Source organism: Conexibacter sp. JCM 18997 (assembly GCF_055391915.1).
In genome coordinates, this window is the sequence record NZ_AP043885.1 from 5,140,686 (window position 1) to 5,155,820 (window position 15,135).

The following is a 15,135-nucleotide window of genomic DNA, read 5'->3' on the forward strand; positions in this document are numbered from 1 at the left end:
GAATGGTGCGCACTCGCTCCCGCACAGCCGTCCTGCTCACCGCCCTGGCGGCCACGCTCTGCGTGACCGCTCCGGCGTTGGCGGCTGACTACCCCGCGCCCGGCAAGCCCGGCGCGATCCAGAAGAAGCCCAAGGGCCCGTTCAAGACGCTGAAGGTGTGTGCGTCGGGCTGCAAGTTCAAGACGATCCAGTCGGCCGTCAACAAGGCCAAGGCGGGCGACACCGTCAAGGTCGGCGACGGCACGTACAAGGAGTCCGTGAAGATCACGGGCCCCTCCAAGCGCTACCTGAAGCTGATCGGCAACGCGGCCGATCCGTCCAAGGTCGTCATCGACCTGAGCAGCCTGAAGGCGCCCAAGAACCAGAACTCGGTGCTCATCAACGCCGCCAACGAGGTGACGTTGCAGGGCTTCACCACCGAGGGCTACCGGGGCAACGGCTTCTTCGTGACCAACGCCACGGGCTACACGTTCGCCAACCTGCGCGCGATGGGTCCGACGGGCGTCTACGGCATCTACGCCTTCAACGCCATCGGCGGCTCGATGCGCGACTCCGAGGCGCACTGGAACAACGACGGCGGCTTCTACATCGGGCAGACGCCGCCGCAGGACAAGCCGGTCCGCACGATCGTCACGAACATCTCCTCCTCGGAGAACGTGCTCGGCTGGTCGGGCTCGAACATGCGCTACGTGACGATCACGAAGTCGCGCTTCTACAACAACGGGCTGGGCCTGGTGCCCAACGCGCTGACGTCGGAGAAGTACCCGCCGGAGGAGGCCAACGTCATCTCCGACAACGACGTCTTCTGGAACAACTTCAACTACTTCAACGGCGCGCCGTTCGAGGTGCGTCCCCCGACGGGTGAGTCGACGCCGTACCCGCCGGGCGTCGGCATCCTGCTGTTCGGCGGTCGCACCAACGTGGTCGAGAACAACCGCGTGTTCGGCAACTACCTGGCCGGCATCGGTGCGATCCAGCAGTTCCTGCTCAAGGACGCGTCGGCCAAGGACCTGATCGGCAACCAGGTCAAGAACAACGTGCTCGGCGCCGGTGGCGCCGATCCCAACGGTCGCGACCTGGTGTACGACGGCAACGGCAGCAACAACTGCTGGGGCCCCAACACCGGCGTCCAGACCACCACCCCGGCCGACGGCGGCCCGTTCGTGCCGTGTCCCTTCACGGGCGCGAACACGTTCAACGCCGCCACGCAGTCCGAGATGGTCAACTGGGCCCTTGACCCGACGCACCAGCAGTACTGGATCGTCGGGCCGCACGCGCCCATCGCCGGTCTCGTGCCGCTGGAGAACTACAACACGTGGACGGGTACCAAGCCTCGATGACGTTGACCAAGCACGCCAAGATCGCCCTGTCGGCCCTTGCTGTGTCCGCCATCGCTCTCGCCCCGGCTGCGGCCGGGGCGGGGGCGGCGGGCAAGAAGAAGAAGGCGCCCAAGCCCGTCACCGAGAAGGTCGGGATCTTCGACAACTACTACGAGCCCGCGAAGCTGACGGTCCCCAAGGGCTCGACGATCAAGTGGGAGTGGCCGATCACCACCGGCGACACCCACGACGTGACGCTGGACAAGGGCCCCAAGGGGGTCAAGAAGTTCGAGTCCGAGATCGCCGCGTCGGAGTACGTCTACACCAAGAAGCTGACCGTGGCCGGCAAGTACCACATCATCTGCTCGCTGCACGAGGAGATGGTCATGGACATCACCGTTCGCTGAAGCGCCGGTGGTTCGGTGCTAAACTGATTGCTTCGCCGCGGGGTGGAGCAGTCTGGTAGCTCGTCGGGCTCATAACCCGAAGGTCGCAGGTTCGAATCCTGCCCCCGCTACTGATCGAAGGGCCCTCGTACGAGGGCCCTTCGTCGTTGTCGGGGTCAGCTGCGGTGGTCACGCACGCCGGTGGTCGCCTCGACCCAGGTGCGCAGCGAGCCGCCGGCCACGTCGGAGAAGAAGTCGAAGCCCTTGGTCGAGCACTGATCGCCCTTGAGCCAGTCGAACACGCCGCCGCCGTGCTCGTTGTAGCTGGCCACGCCGATCTGACGGGGCGAGCCGTCGGCGGTCAGCACCAGCAGCGGGCCGCCGCTGTCGCCGGGGCAGGCGCCCGCCTTGGCCCGCCAGAAGGTGTCGTCGGACCAGCCGAAGATCCGCGGCGTGACCTCGCGCAGCACGTGGGACGTGCCGCTCGCGCTCATCGACAGCCGGCCCCAGCCCAGCGCCTTGCCGCGTCCGGACTCGCAGGTCTGGGGCAGCGCCGTGGCCGGGCCGAACGTCGCGTTGGCGGTCCGGTCGACGCAGCGCTGGATGCCGGCGACCAGCGTGGGCGTGGTGCCCAGGCGGACCGGGGCGATCGTCGAGGGCGAGGTCAGGTGGACGAGCGCGACGTCGTTCTCGTCGCCGGTGTCCCCACCCCAGCCGGGATGCAGGGCGATGCGGTCGGCGTAGCGCGTCTGCGCGGGGTCGGTGGCATCGTCGATGTTGCGGTCGCCGATCACCAGCTCGAGGCTCGCGGCGGTGCGGCCCCCGTCCAGGCAGTGCGCCGCGGTCAGCACCCAGGAGGGCTGCAGCAGCGTGCCGGTGCAGAAGAACTCGTGCCCGCCGGCCAGCCGCAGGCCGGTGGTGAACGGCTTGTCGGCCAGCGCATCGTGGCCGGTCACGTAGGCCGAGGCGGAGCCGGTCAGGGCGCTGGCCGCGACGGCGGCCGTGGCGAGTGAGATGAGGAGGCGACGACGGTGCGAGAGCATGGCCGCGACGCTACGGGCGGGCCGCGACCGCGTCTGTCGAGCGCCACGCGCGGCCTGTGTCGGCCTGCCGACACAAGCGGCCGGCCGGCCGCGGAGCCCGGGCGACGCCCCCCAGCGGGCCGAGTGGCGATCTCGTCCCTCTCGGCGGGATCAAGTCGCCACTCGGCCGGGGCGGGCGCGGTGGCTACGCGGCGTCGCGGTCGAGCCAGGCGGCGATCACGATCGCGGCGCGTTCCTGCGCCGCGTAGGTGTCGCGCAGCTCCGGCTCGACGTCCTCGCCGTCGGTGGCCACCGGCGGCGGGCGCTCGACCAGGATGGCCCGGACCGCGACGCCGAGCTCCTGGCCGCCGGCCGCGTCGGCCAGGGCGCCGAGCGCGTCGGCGCGCACGCGCGCGCCCTCGACGAACGACCCGATCACCGTGTCGCGGCTCAGGGGCGCGGCGCCGAACACGCGAGCGTGCATCACCGCCGGGTTCTGCGCGTGCGGGCGGATCAGGGCCCGGCGCTCGGCCTCGGTCAGCCCGACGGCCACGGCCAGGTGGTCGATCGCGTTGGTCAGGCCCTGGGCGTCGACCGGGAGCGCGGCGGCGATCTCCGGCGGGAGCTGGCGCAGGAGCATCTCGTGCTCGGCCGCGGCGTCGGCCAGGAGCTCCTCGACGTGGGCTCGGTGCGTCCTGGCCATCGCCCCACGATAGAGACCGCGGGTCAGGCCACGTCGGTGAAGAAGCAGCCGCGATCCATGCCGTAGTCGACCAGCGCGTCGGCGGCGGCCGAGGCGTTGACCATCCCCTGCTCGTTGCCCTGCAGGGCCTGGCTCTCGGCCTCGTCGATGGCCGCGTTGACGTCGTCGGCGACGCCCTCGCAGAACGACTCGGTGCCGGGGCCCTGGCCGGTCGCGCCGCCCTCGACCCGGGCGTTGTACCCGGGCGCGTGGACGGTGTGGGTCACGGACGGGCCGCCCTTCTTCGTGGGCGTGGGCTTCTTGGCCGCCAGCGCGGCGCCGGGCGTGGCGAGCCCGACGGCGACGCTGGCGACGGCGAGGACGGTGGTGGCGCGACGCAGGGTGATGGACATGCCGCGATGCTCGCCCGTGTCACGCCCGCGGTCTGTCACGGGCGCGACACGGCGAGCGTCGCGTTCAGTAGCTCTGCTGGATGAGCGTCGCGACCTTGCCCACGTCGTCGTTGGCGGCGAACGCGCCGTCGATGTCGGAGAAGGTGCTGTTGCCCGCGACGATCGCGAAGGCCAGCCGGCGTCCGCTCTTGGCGTCCATGAAGCCGCCCAGCGCCTTGGCCGGGAACAGGATCTGCTCGTTGAAGAAGTTCCCCGCGGCGAGCGTGCCCGTCTTGGCGAAGATCTTCCCGGTGGCCGGACCGCCCTTCTGCACCTCGGCCAGCGAGCCGTCGACCCCGATGATCGGCAGCGTCGACTGCCACGCCGCGGCGTCGGGGCGGCGTCCCATGATCGTCTGGAGCTGGACCTGGTTGTTGGCGGTGATCAGGTTGCCGGTCAGCCCGGAGCCGTCGACCAGCATCGGCACGTTGGTGTTCAGCCCGGCGCCCCGCCAGATCTGCGCGGCCCGGGCCAGGCCGTCGTCGCAGTCGGTGCTGCCCGCCTGCACGGCCAGCAGGCAGATCATCGTCTGGGCGCCGCGGTTGTAGGACACCTTCAGGACGTAGGTCGCCTCCTCCTTCAGCGACAGCGACTTCAGCGTGGCCACGGCGGGCAGGTCGGTCACCGCACGCTTGGCGGGCAGCCGCCCGGCCGGGTTGGGCGAGATCGGGTTGGCCTTGACGCGCACGCCGGCCCGGCGCAGCGCCTCGATGAACGCGGTGCGGGCATAGCGGGCCGGGTCCTGGAAGTCGTAGGTGTTGACGACCGGACCGGCGTCGGCGGCGATCGTGCCGCTGAGCACGACCTTCCCGAACCCGGGGGAGGAGGGGACGATCTTCGTCGTCCCGCCCGCGGCGACCGTCTTGACCTCGTTGACGACCCGCCAGGGCGCCACCTTGGGCGACATGACGATCCTCGGCGCCTGGCCGACCGCCCCCGGCGTGGTGGTGAAGTCGATCAGGTTCTGATTGATGATGATCGGCGACACGGGGCCGTTGGGCACCAGGTCCTTGGTCTCCCACAGCCGGTCGTCCACGACGACGTTGCCCGCCACGGTGCGCACGCCCGAGGCCCGCACCTGCTGGGCCAGGTCGTCGAGCCCGGCCAGCGGGTTCTCCGGCGTCAGCGTCGCGCCCGGCAGGGGGTTGGCGTCGTTGTGGTCGAGGTTGGTGAAGTCGACGGTGCCGTCGGGCTTGGTCCGCCCGCCCATCGTCATGTCGCCCGCGCCGACCAGGATCAGGTCGCCCTTGAGCGTGCCCCGCACGACGCGGCCGTTGCGCTTGACCGGCGTGACCACCTGGTGGTCGGGCCCGAACTGCAGCCAGCCGGCGCCCATCGAGTACGTCTTGACCACCGAGCCGGGCTCGACCAGCGCATCGGCGTTGAGCGAGATCAGCGACTCGCCGGTGGCCAGGTCCTTGACGGAGATGAACCACTGGCCGTTGGCGTAGGCAGGCTGGTTCATCACGGCCAGCGCGGCGGGATCCAGGCCGGGCACCGGCCCGGTCTCGGCCGCGGCGGCGGGGGCGAGCGCGCCGGCGGCCAGCAATCCAGTGACCGCGAGCGCGCGGCGGGAGGCCTTCATCATGGGGAGCATCACTCGTCGTCCGGGGTGGTGGGCGGTGCTGCGGGCAGCGTATAGACGTGTTCGGGGCCGATCACCTCGGTGATCGCATCGCGCCAGTTTCGCCGCTGGAACCCCGATGTACAGGGGACTTGTGTCCCCTTGTCAACGCCGTCTCCGATGCGCCAAGGTGGACGTCGCATGTTCCGCTCTCGCCGACGCATTCCATCGCCGCGCCTGTTGTGCGCCGCAGTCGTTCTGCCCCTGCTCGCTCCCGGCGCAGCGCTGGCGGCCACGTCCGACGCCGAGGTCCAGCGGGGCCTGCAGCAGCTCGTCCGCGCGAAGGGCGGGCCTCCCGGTGCGGTCGCGACGCTGTATCGCGACGGGAAGCTCACCGTGCTGCGCGCCGGCCGCGCCGACGTGACCAAGCGCGGCGCGCCGACGGCCACCCAGCACATGCGCATCGCCAGCGTCGCCAAGGCGTTCAACGGCGCCGTCGCGCTGCACCTCGTGCAGGAGGGCAAGCTCGGCCTGGACGACACGATCGGCCAGCGGCTGCCCAGCCTGCCGGCGGCCTGGGCCGCCGTGACGATCCGGCAGATGCTCAACCACACCAGCGGGCTGCCCGACTACACCCGCTCGGACGGGTTCGCCGAGCAGGCGACGAACGATCCACGCGGGTTCGTCACGCCCCTGGAGGTCGTCGGCTGGGTCCGCAACGACCCGCTGAACTTCACGCCCGCGTCGAAGTACGAGTACTCCAACACCGACAACATCGTCGTCGGCCTGATCGCCGAGGCGGTCACCGGCACGCCGTACGGCACGCTGCTGAAGGACATCGTCTTCGACCCCACCGGGCTCACGGAGACCTCCTTCCCGACCCGGCGGATCTCGCTGCCGGTGCCGTTCATCCACGGCTACGTCGTCAGCCCCAAGGACCCGCCGCAGGACGTGACCACGTTCCTGTCCCCGAGCGGCGCATGGGCCTCGGGCGCGATCGTCTCGACGCCGACCGACCTGGCCGCCTTCATCCGGGCCGACCTGGGCCAGAAGTTCTTCGGCGCGGCCGAGCAGGAGCAGCAGATGCAGTTCGTGCCCGGCTCGTCGAGCCCGCCCGGGCCCGGCACCAACGCGGCCGGCCTGGCGCTGTTCCGCTACACGACCCCGTGCGGCGTGGTCTACGGCCACACCGGCAGCTTCCCGGGCTACGCGCAGTGGGCCGCCGCCACCGCGGACGGGTCGCGCTCGGTCACCACGACGCTGAACATCCCGCCCCCGTCCGGCCGGCTGCTGACGCAGCTGCGCGCGGTCCAGGCCAAGGCGGTCTGCGCGCTGCTGGGCACGTGATCGTCGAGCTGCGGCGCTACCGGCTGCATCCGGGGGCGCGCGACACGCTGACCGACCTGTTCGCGCGCGAGCTGGTCGCGCCGCAGGAGGCGGTCGGCCTGCGCGTGCTGGCCTGGTACGAGGACCTCGACGATCCGGACGCGTTCGTGTGGCTGCGCGGCTTCGCCGACATGGAGGCGCGCGATCGCGGGCTGCGCGCCTTCTACGAGGGGCCCGACTGGGCGCGTCACGCCGACGCGGCCAACGCCACGATGGTCGCCTTCGACGACGTGCTGCTCCTGCGCCCCCTGCAGGAGGCCGAGCTGCCCAAGGCGGCGACCGTCGTCACGACGTTCGCGCTCGACGCGCCGCTGGGGCCCGAGGCCGAACGCGACGTGGTCGTCCAGCTGGGCGACCACGTCTCGGTCTACGCCACCGAGCACAGCCCGAACACCTATCCGCGTCTGCCGGTCCGCGAGGGCGAGGAGGTCCTGGTGGTGGTGGGGGCCACACAGGCCGTGGCGCCCGAGGCGCTGCGCGGCCGGACCACGGGTCCGGCGCACGTGCTGCGCCTCGCTCGCGCAGATGAGACATGATGTGTCCAGATGTCTCGGGGATGGGTCGTTCTCGCGCCGGTGCTGGCGCTGCTCGCCGCGGTCGCGCCGGCCAACGCCGCGTCGCTGTCGGCCAACGTCGACACGCGCGTCGGCACCGCTGAGGGCGCGGCCGACTTCGGCACCGGCGGCGGGGCGGGCGCGACGTACCCCGGGCCGGTCGCCCCGTTCGGGATGGTCCAGCTCAGCCCCGACACGTTCCCCAGCACGGAGAACCCGGCCGGCGGCTACTCCTACTCCGACAGCAAGCTCCGTGGGTTCAGCCTGACGCACCTGTCCGGCGCCGGGTGCGCCGGCCTGCAGGACGTGCCGCTGCTGCCCACGACCCACGCGATCGACGCATCGCCGTCACCGGGCGACACGTTCGACGTCGATCCCCGCTACATCCCGTCCTTCAGCCACGCCGGCGAGGTGGCCAGGCCCGGCGACTACCGCGTGGCGCTGAACCCCGGCGCCGGTCAGATCGACGCCGAGCTGACCGCGGCCAAGCGCGCGGGGGCGCTGCGCCTGACCTTCCCGGCCGGCGCCAGCGGCTCGGTGCTCGTCAACGCGGGCGGCAGCGCGATGGGCAACACCGCCGTCGACGTGCACGTGGACGCCGCCCGACGCGAGATCAGCGGCAGCGTCTCGTCCGGAGGCTTCTGCTACGCCGCCGACCGCTACCGGATCTACTTCGTCGCGCGCTTCGACCAGGCGTTCGCGGGCTCCGGCACGTGGCAGCGCACGACGCTGCAACCGGGCGCGACCGACGCGACCGACAGCGTCCCCGACGCGCCCGGCCCGCTGAACCTGCAGTACAAGCGCACCGCCGGCCTGCCGCCCTCGCTGCCCGGTGACGTGACCCGCGGCGCGCTGGCCGGCGCCTACGCGACCTTCGACACGGCCGCGCAGCGCACGGTGACCGCGCGCGTGGCGATCTCCAGCGTCAGCGTCGACGGCGCGCGACGCAACCTCGCCGCCGACGCGACCGCCTCGTTCGACGCGATGCGCGCCGCCGCCAAGCGCACGTGGGACGAGCGCCTGGCGGGGATTCGCGTCCAGGGCGGCCGAGCGGCCGACCGGCGCACCTTCTACACCGCGCTCTACCACGCGCAGGTGATGCCCAACGTGTTCAGCGACGCCGACGGCCAGTACCTGGGCATGGACGGTCAGGTCCACCGCGCCGACGGCTTCGACAAGTACGCGAACATCTCGGGCTGGGACACCTACCGCGCCCAGATGCCGCTGATGGCCATCGTCGATCCGCAGGCGGCGTCGGATCTGGCCGCCAGCCTGGTCGCCGACCAGCACGACTCGGGCGCGCTGCCCAAGTGGCCGGTGCTCGACGGGCAGACGAACGTGATGGTCGGCGATCCCGCGGATCTGCTGATCGCCGGCGCCCACGCCTTCGGCGCGCGCGACTTCGACGCGAAGGCCGCGCTGGCCGCGATGGTCAACGGCGCGACCGAGCCCAAGCAGGTGCCCAACGGGCTCTACGTCCAGCGCGCCGGGCTGGAGGACTACCTGCGCCTCGGCTACGTGGGCTTCGAGCGCAACACCGACAGCGCCGGCCAGACGTTCGCGCCCGAGAAGGTGTGGGGGACCGCGGCGACGACGCTGGAGTACGCGCTGGCCGACTTCGCCATCGCGCGACTGGCGGCGGCCACCGGCGACGGCGCGACCTGCCGCACGTTCGCGGCGCGCTCGGGCAACTGGCGCAACGTGTTCGACCCGGCCCGGTCGATGATCCAGCCGCGCAACGCGGCCGACGGCGCGTTCGTCGCGCAGGCGGCCGACAGCGTCACCGGCTTCGTCGAGGGCTCGGCCGAGCAGTACACGTGGTTCGTGCCCCACGACGTGGCCGGTCTGGTCCAGCGCCTCGGCGGCCGGGCCGCCGCCCTGAAGCGGCTCGATCGCTTCTTCGCCAAGCTCAACGCGGGCGCCGACAGCGCGCACGCCTTCCTGGGCAACGAGCCGACGCTGCTGACGCCCTACCTGTACGACTGGCTCGGCCGGCCGGCCAGCGGCGCGAGCATCATGCGCCGGGCGATGCTCTCGCTGTACCGCCCGACGCCCGGCGGCTTCCCCGGCAACGACGACGGCGGCGCGATGTCGGCCTGGTGGGTCTTCGGCGCGCTCGGCCTCGGGCCGTCGGTGCCCGGCGACGGCGTGCTCACGCTGAGCAGCCCGCTGTTCCCGCGCGCCACCGTGCGCCTGGCCCGGGGCACGCTGGACATCCGGGCGCCGCGCGCGGACGTCGCGCGCCCCTACGTGCAGCGCGTCGCGTTCCAGGGCCGCCCGCTGAAGCGCACGTGGCTGACCTGGGACGACGTGGCGCGCGGCGGGACGCTGCGCTTCGGCCTCACCGGGAAGGCGACGTCGAAGTGGGGGACGCAGGCCCAGGCCGCGCCGCCGTCCTTCGCGGGCGCGGGCGTCTGCGGCTGACCGCGGTCAGGGCTCGCGCTTGTCGTCGGGCCCGATGAGCACGCCGACGACGGCCATGAGAATGGCCAGAAGACACAGTCCGAATGGAATCCACAACATGGCGATGCTCCTTGGCTCGTTCTGTTGCGACATCCCCCCGCGGCGTTCTTCGACGCGGGCCGCGCGGTCCCTGCTCACCTAACCGGCCAGATCGTCGCGGACCAGCGGCAGGCCGCTCGGGCCGCCCGGCTTGACCAGCAGCGCCTGGTGGATCCCGATGTCGCCGGCCTCGAAGGCCAGCGCCGAGCCGGTCATGTAGAGCTCCCACACGCGGGTGCGCTCGATGCCGATCTCGGCGATCGCCGCGTCGCGCTCGGCGGCCAGGTTGTCCAGCCACCCCCACAGCGTCAGCGCGTAGTGCTCGCGCATCGACTCGACGTCGTGGGCCTCCAGCCCGGCGCCGCGCAGCGCGCTGAGCATCTGCTCCAGCGGCAGCACCTCGCCGTCGGGGAACACGTAGCGCTGGATCAGCGACTTGGGGCCGGCCGGGCCCGCGGAGAACAGCCGCGTGATGCCGTGGTTGAGCGCCAGGCCGCCGGGGCGCAGCAGACCGGCGATCGTCGCCGCGTAGGCGTCGATCTGCGCCGCGCCGACGTGCTCGACCATGCCGATCGAGGCGATCTTGTCGTACGGGCCGTCGACCGTCTCGCGGTAGTCGGCGACGCGGATCTCGACGCGGTCGCCGACGCCGGCCGCCGCGGCCCGCTCGCGGGCCAGCGCCGCCTGCGGCTCGGACAGCGTGATGCCCACCGCGCGGGCGCCGTGCTCGCGCGCGGCGTGGATGGCCAGCGAGCCCCAGCCGCAGCCGATGTCCAGGAACCGGTCGCCGGGCTGCAGGCGCAGCTTGCGGCAGATCCGCTCGAGCTTGCGCTCCTGGGCGGCATCGAGCGACTCGCCGGGGTCGGCGAAGTACGCGCACGAGTAGACCATCGTCGGTCCCAGCAGCCGCCGGTAGAACGCGTTGGAGACGTCGTAGTGGTGGCGGACCGCGTGGCGGTCGCGCAGCAGCGAGTGGCGGCGCCCGCGCGGGCGCAGCTCGCTGTCGGGCACGAGCGAGGGCCGGATCGCGTCCAGCCCGGCCAGCCGCACGCCCAGCGCGGCGAGCGTGGCCAGCTCGCGCGCCGTCAGCGCCGCGCCGCGGAAGTCCCCGCGACGGGCGAGCACGTCGCGGGTGTCGCCGTCGAAGCGCAGCTGCCCGGTGATGAACGCGCGCGACAGCCCGAGCTGGTTGGGCTCGTGGAGGATCTGCCCGACGGCGCGGCGCTCGACGTGGATCGTGCCCAGATCGCCCGTGGCGCGGCTGCCCGGCAGCACGCTGCCATCCCAGAAGACGAGCGCGAACGGAAGGACGGCGAAGCGCCCTCCGGCGAGGGTGGGCAGCACGGCCCCGACGGCTTCGGCGACGCTCTCGGCCACGGGAAAACCATAAAACGTCGCGCGGCGCCGATGGTCCCCGGTACGGTCGCGCCCATGGCCAACCTCGACGGAAGCTGCCTGTGCGGCAGCATCACCTACGCGTGTGCCGCGGATCCCATCGCGATCGGGATCTGCCACTGCACGGAGTGCCAGAAGCAGACCGGGACCGCGTTCTCGGTGGTCGTCGTCGTGCCGCGCGACACGCTGGAGATCAGCGGCGACACGCTGGCGGAGATCGTCACCATCGGCACCGAGTCCGAGCTGCCCCTGCAGCGGCAGTTCTGCCGGGGCTGTGGGTCGCCGATCGTCAGCCTGCCCGACGCCGATCCGCAGATCGCGGTGATCAAGGCAGGGACGCTGGAGGACCGCAGCTGGCTCGATCCGCAGTTCGAGATCTGGTGTGAGTCGGCGCTGCCGTGGGCGACGCCGGACGAGGTGGAGCGGGCGCGCTTCCCACGCGGGCTGGCCCGATAGCGGCGCGCCGGCCTGGTCGCAGGATGATGTTAGGGTGCCCTAATTATGCTGCGCACCCTTCCCCTGCCGGCGCTGCTCGCCGCGCTCCTGGTCTCCGTCACGCTCGCCGCCTGCGGTAGCGAAGACGGCGGCTCGGAGGGCGCGACGGGCGGTGCCGCGGCCACGGAGACGGCCGCCACGACCACCGGGACGGAGCCCGGCGCCCTACCGGTGACGATCCCGCACCGCTACGGCGAGACGACGATCGAGTCCGAACCCAAGCGCATCGTCGTCGCCGGCCTGCGCGAGCAGGACGCCCTCCTGGCCCTGGGCCTCGATCCCGTCGCCACGACCGAGTGGTACGGCAAGCATCCGGGGGCGATCTTCCCGTGGGCCAAGGAGGCGCTGGGCGACGGTGAGCTGCCCGAGGTGCTCGACTACACCGACGGACTGCAGTTCGAGAAGATCGCCTCGCTGCGGCCCGACCTGATCCTCGCGGTCTACTCCGGGTTGTCGCAGGACGACTACGACAAGCTCGCGCAGATCGCGCCGACGGTGGCCCAGCCGCCCGACCAGGTCGACTGGGGCAGCTCCTGGCAGGACGAGATCTCGACCGTCGGCCGGGCGGTCGGCCGGCCCAAGCAGGCGGCCGCGCTGCAGGCCAAGGCCGAGGCGCAGCTGGCGGCCGTGGCCCGGGAGCACCCCGAGTTCGCTGACCAGACCGCGATCGTGGCGACGCCCTACAACGGCCTGTACGTATACGGGCCGCAGGACGCGCGCACCCGGCTGATGGGCGACCTCGGCTTCACGTTCCCCGACGAGCTGCGCGACGTGGCCAAGGACGACTTCGGCGGCCAGCTGTCGGAGGAGCGCACCGACCTGCTCGACCAGGACATGGTGCTGTGGTTCGCCAAGGACAAGCCGCGGGCCAAGCTCGAGCGCGGCGTCTACGGGACGCTGCCCGTCCACACCGAGGGCCGCGACGTGTTCCTGCCGGAGAAGGGCACGCTGTACGAGGCCACCTCGTTCATCAGCGTGCTGAGCATCCCGCTGCTCGTCGACGAGCTGGTGCCGAAGATCGCCGCGGCCGCCGACGGCGACCCGGACACCGAAGCCTGAGGCCCGCGTCAGGCCCGGGCGATCGCGCGCGACGGACGCACGCGCAACCGGTCGCCCAGGGCCCAGGCGCCGAAGCACAGGGTGCCCGCCATGCCCGTCGCCGACAGCAGGACGCCGGCGGCGGCGGTCAGGGCGACCCCGTTGGTGCCCAGGATCAGGATCACCGCGGCGGCGCCGACGCTCGGGCCGATCGGCAGCTGGCTGAGCGTGATCATGGCGATCAGCACGGCGATCGCGTCGAACACCGACGCGTCGACGCCGATCGCGTGCAGCGCCAGGTAGTTGCGCGCGATCTGGCAGAACACGGCGACGAGCACCAGCCCGATGATCCGCCCGCGCCCGTGCAACGTGCGCAGCACGGCCAGGCCGCTCCACAGGCCCTCGGTGCGATGCATCGCAAACCGGGTCAGCGCGATGACCGCGGCCGAGGCGGCAATCGCGGTCAGCACCGGCACCCACCAGGGCAGGCCGAGCGGGCCCAGCAGCGTGAACGACGTGAGCGCGGCGAGGACGATCTCGACCGCGACGATCGGCACCTCGGCGGCCAGGATCGTGGTCGTGCGCGGGGCATCGGGCGGTGAGGCGCGGCGCAGCGTGGCGATGCGCGCGGCGACGCCGGCCGGGCCGTTGATGATCCCCACCAGTCCGCCGACGCCCGAGGCGTGAAAGACGCCGCGACGCGGGACGGTCGAGCCCGCGGCGCCGACGCACATCAGCCAGGCCTCGCTGCGCGACAGCAGCGCGATGAGCTGCAGCAGCACCGCGACGCCGAGCAGCCACAGCGGCGTGCTCTCCAGCGCGTGGACGAACGTGTCGCGCCGGCTGAAGATCGTGATCGACAGCGCGACGATGCAGATCAGCGGGATGCCGATCGACAGCACCTGGCGTCGCGTGACGCGACGTGGGGGCCGCAGGGCGGCGGGTACGGCGGCCGGATCGAGCTCGACGGCGATGGGGTCAGCCTAGTGAGGCGGTCTACGCCTCGCGCTGCTCGCCGCCGATGGGCGGCTCGGCGCTCCAGGGGAAGACGATCCAGCGATCGGTGCGGCGCCACACGTAGTCGCACTTGATGATCGACCGCGGCTTCTCGTACAGACAGGCGGTGCGCACCTCGGCGACGCGCGGGGCGACGAAGTCGCGGACGAGCTCCAGCGTGGCGCCGGTGTCGGCCACGTCGTCGGCGATCAGCAGGTTGCTGTGCTCCAGGTCGATCAGCTGCGGCACGGGCGGCAGGATCATCGGCACGTCCAGGCGCTGGTCCACGCCGGTGTAGAACTCGACGCTCATCGCGGCCGTGTTCTTCACGCCCAGCGCGTAGGCCAGCGCGCCGGCGGCGATCAGCCCGCCGCGGGCGATGGCCAGGACGAAGTCCGGGCGGAACCCGCTGTCGTGGATCGTCTGGGCCAGGGTGCGCGTGGCCTCCTGCATCTCGCTCCAGGCGAGAACCTCGCGCTCGGGCACGGTGTCGGCGCTCACGTCCGCGAGCCTATCGCGACAGCGCGGCACGGTAGGTTTCCCTGCACGCATGCGACGCAAGACGCTGATCGTCATCGCCTCGGTCGGCGCTCTCCTGGTCGCCGCGCTGCTGTTCGCGCGCGCCTGGCTGGTACGCGACGACACCGCGCCGGTCGCCGTCAACAAGGTCGTCGAGGAGTACCGGGGCCAGACCACCGCGGCCGCGACCACCGCGCTGCCGGCCGGCGTGAAGATCCCCGACGCGGGCGTCTACGAGTACACGACGACGGGCGGCGAGCAGACGACGCTGCTGGGCACGAGCAAGCACGACTACCCGGCCAAGACGGCGATCGCCATCCGGGCGACCGACTGCGGGTTCCAGCAGACCTGGACCGCGCTGGACAAGCGCGTCGAGGAATGGTCGCTGTGCAAGGAGGACGGGCTGCTCAAGCCGCGCAGCTTCCGCGACGTCCACTCCTTCTACGGCCGCACCGACGACCGCACCTACCAGTGCGCCGGCGGCGGCTTCCCGCTGAAGACCGGAGGCGACGCGCAGACCTTCACCTGCAAGACCGACGACACGACGCGCAGCGACACGGTGCGCGCCGTCGGCCGGGAGCAGGTCGACGTCGGTGGCACGTCGGTGGACACGGTCCACCTGCGCGACCGCTACACGCTGAAGGGCACGACGAACACCCACGGCCCGGGCACGATGGACTGGTGGCTGGACGCCGACACCGGGCTGCCGGTGCGCATCACGGTGTCGGTCAAGGACGCCAGCGACACCCCGATCGGCAAGGCCGCCGAGTACGAGGAGTCCTACGACCTGCGGCTGGACTCGCTCACCCCGCAGGGCTGAGCGAG

The 15,135-nt window shown here is 72.0% G+C and carries 15 protein-coding genes and 1 tRNA gene; 9 read left to right on the forward strand and 7 right to left on the reverse strand.

Annotated elements, in window-relative coordinates; genetic code table 11:
- The first annotated feature begins 5 nt into the window (after window positions 1–5).
- From ACZ5UI_RS25750 to ACZ5UI_RS25760, 3 genes are all read left to right on the forward strand, one after another.
- Window positions 6–1,340, forward strand: a complete 1,335-nt coding sequence (locus tag ACZ5UI_RS25750; RefSeq protein WP_464192574.1) for a right-handed parallel beta-helix repeat-containing protein — start codon at window positions 6–8, stop codon at window positions 1,338–1,340.
- The gene (locus ACZ5UI_RS25755; RefSeq protein ID WP_464192576.1) at window positions 1,337–1,726 is read left to right on the forward strand and encodes a cupredoxin domain-containing protein; all 390 of its coding nucleotides are present in this window, start codon (window positions 1,337–1,339) and stop codon (window positions 1,724–1,726) included. Before ACZ5UI_RS25750 ends, ACZ5UI_RS25755 begins: the two co-directional genes overlap by 4 nt.
- Window positions 1,727–1,762: 36 nt before the next feature.
- Window positions 1,763–1,836 (forward strand) — tRNA-Met (locus ACZ5UI_RS25760).
- A gap of 45 nt (window positions 1,837–1,881) precedes the next feature.
- Here ACZ5UI_RS25760 and ACZ5UI_RS25765 read toward each other — a convergent pair.
- The 4 genes from ACZ5UI_RS25765 to dacB form a co-directional block, all read right to left on the reverse strand.
- The gene (locus ACZ5UI_RS25765; protein ID WP_464192578.1) at window positions 1,882–2,748 is read right to left on the reverse strand and encodes a S1 family peptidase; all 867 of its coding nucleotides are present in this window, start codon (window positions 2,746–2,748) and stop codon (window positions 1,882–1,884) included.
- 184 nt (window positions 2,749–2,932) lie between these two features.
- The gene (locus ACZ5UI_RS25770; RefSeq protein ID WP_464192581.1) at window positions 2,933–3,430 is read right to left on the reverse strand and encodes a hypothetical protein; all 498 of its coding nucleotides are present in this window, start codon (window positions 3,428–3,430) and stop codon (window positions 2,933–2,935) included.
- 23 nt (window positions 3,431–3,453) lie between these two features.
- Entirely contained in the window at window positions 3,454–3,822 is a 369-nt protein-coding gene (locus ACZ5UI_RS25775; RefSeq protein ID WP_464192583.1) for a hypothetical protein, read from the reverse strand.
- A gap of 64 nt (window positions 3,823–3,886) precedes the next feature.
- A complete protein-coding gene (gene dacB / locus ACZ5UI_RS25780; protein WP_464192586.1) occupies window positions 3,887–5,446 on the reverse strand; it encodes a D-alanyl-D-alanine carboxypeptidase/D-alanyl-D-alanine endopeptidase in 1,560 nt (519 codons plus the stop codon).
- A gap of 219 nt (window positions 5,447–5,665) precedes the next feature.
- Between dacB and ACZ5UI_RS25785 the strand changes: the two genes are divergently transcribed.
- The 3 genes from ACZ5UI_RS25785 to ACZ5UI_RS25795 are packed head-to-tail and all read left to right on the forward strand — an operon-like array spanning window position 5,666 to window position 9,789.
- Window positions 5,666–6,772: a serine hydrolase domain-containing protein gene (locus ACZ5UI_RS25785; protein WP_464192587.1), complete on the forward strand. Its 1,107-nt coding sequence runs from the start codon at window positions 5,666–5,668 to the stop codon at window positions 6,770–6,772.
- Entirely contained in the window at window positions 6,769–7,347 is a 579-nt protein-coding gene (locus tag ACZ5UI_RS25790; protein ID WP_464192590.1) for an NIPSNAP family protein, read from the forward strand. Before ACZ5UI_RS25785 ends, ACZ5UI_RS25790 begins: the two co-directional genes overlap by 4 nt.
- Window positions 7,348–7,356: 9 nt before the next feature.
- Window positions 7,357–9,789 (forward strand): GH92 family glycosyl hydrolase, encoded by a 2,433-nt coding sequence (locus ACZ5UI_RS25795; RefSeq protein WP_464192592.1) that lies wholly within the window; start codon window positions 7,357–7,359, stop codon window positions 9,787–9,789.
- A 177-nt stretch (window positions 9,790–9,966) separates the two neighbouring features.
- On the opposite strand, the gene ACZ5UI_RS25800 is transcribed toward ACZ5UI_RS25795, so the two are convergent.
- Entirely contained in the window at window positions 9,967–11,244 is a 1,278-nt protein-coding gene (locus ACZ5UI_RS25800; RefSeq protein ID WP_464192594.1) for a class I SAM-dependent methyltransferase, read from the reverse strand.
- Window positions 11,245–11,298: 54 nt separating this feature from the next.
- Between ACZ5UI_RS25800 and ACZ5UI_RS25805 the strand changes: the two genes are divergently transcribed.
- Both ACZ5UI_RS25805 and ACZ5UI_RS25810 read left to right on the forward strand, forming a co-directional pair.
- Window positions 11,299–11,718 carry a GFA family protein gene (locus ACZ5UI_RS25805; RefSeq protein ID WP_464192597.1) on the forward strand — a complete coding sequence of 140 codons (420 nt, stop codon included), beginning with the start codon at window positions 11,299–11,301 and terminating at the stop codon, window positions 11,716–11,718.
- Window positions 11,719–11,763: 45 nt separating this feature from the next.
- Complete coding sequence (locus tag ACZ5UI_RS25810; protein ID WP_464192599.1) at window positions 11,764–12,816, forward strand: ABC transporter substrate-binding protein; 1,053 nt, start codon at window positions 11,764–11,766, stop codon at window positions 12,814–12,816.
- Between the two features lie 8 nt (window positions 12,817–12,824).
- Here ACZ5UI_RS25810 and ACZ5UI_RS25815 read toward each other — a convergent pair whose 3' ends face one another.
- Window positions 12,825–13,697 (reverse strand): hypothetical protein, encoded by an 873-nt coding sequence (locus ACZ5UI_RS25815; protein ID WP_464192602.1) that lies wholly within the window; start codon window positions 13,695–13,697, stop codon window positions 12,825–12,827.
- Between the two features lie 94 nt (window positions 13,698–13,791).
- A complete protein-coding gene (locus ACZ5UI_RS25820) occupies window positions 13,792–14,244 on the reverse strand; it encodes a phosphoribosyltransferase (protein ID WP_464197894.1) in 453 nt (150 codons plus the stop codon).
- Between the two features lie 97 nt (window positions 14,245–14,341).
- On the opposite strand from ACZ5UI_RS25820, the gene ACZ5UI_RS25825 reads away from it, so the two are divergent.
- Complete coding sequence (locus ACZ5UI_RS25825) at window positions 14,342–15,130, forward strand: hypothetical protein (protein ID WP_464192604.1); 789 nt, start codon at window positions 14,342–14,344, stop codon at window positions 15,128–15,130.
- The last annotated feature ends 5 nt before the right edge of the window (window positions 15,131–15,135 follow it).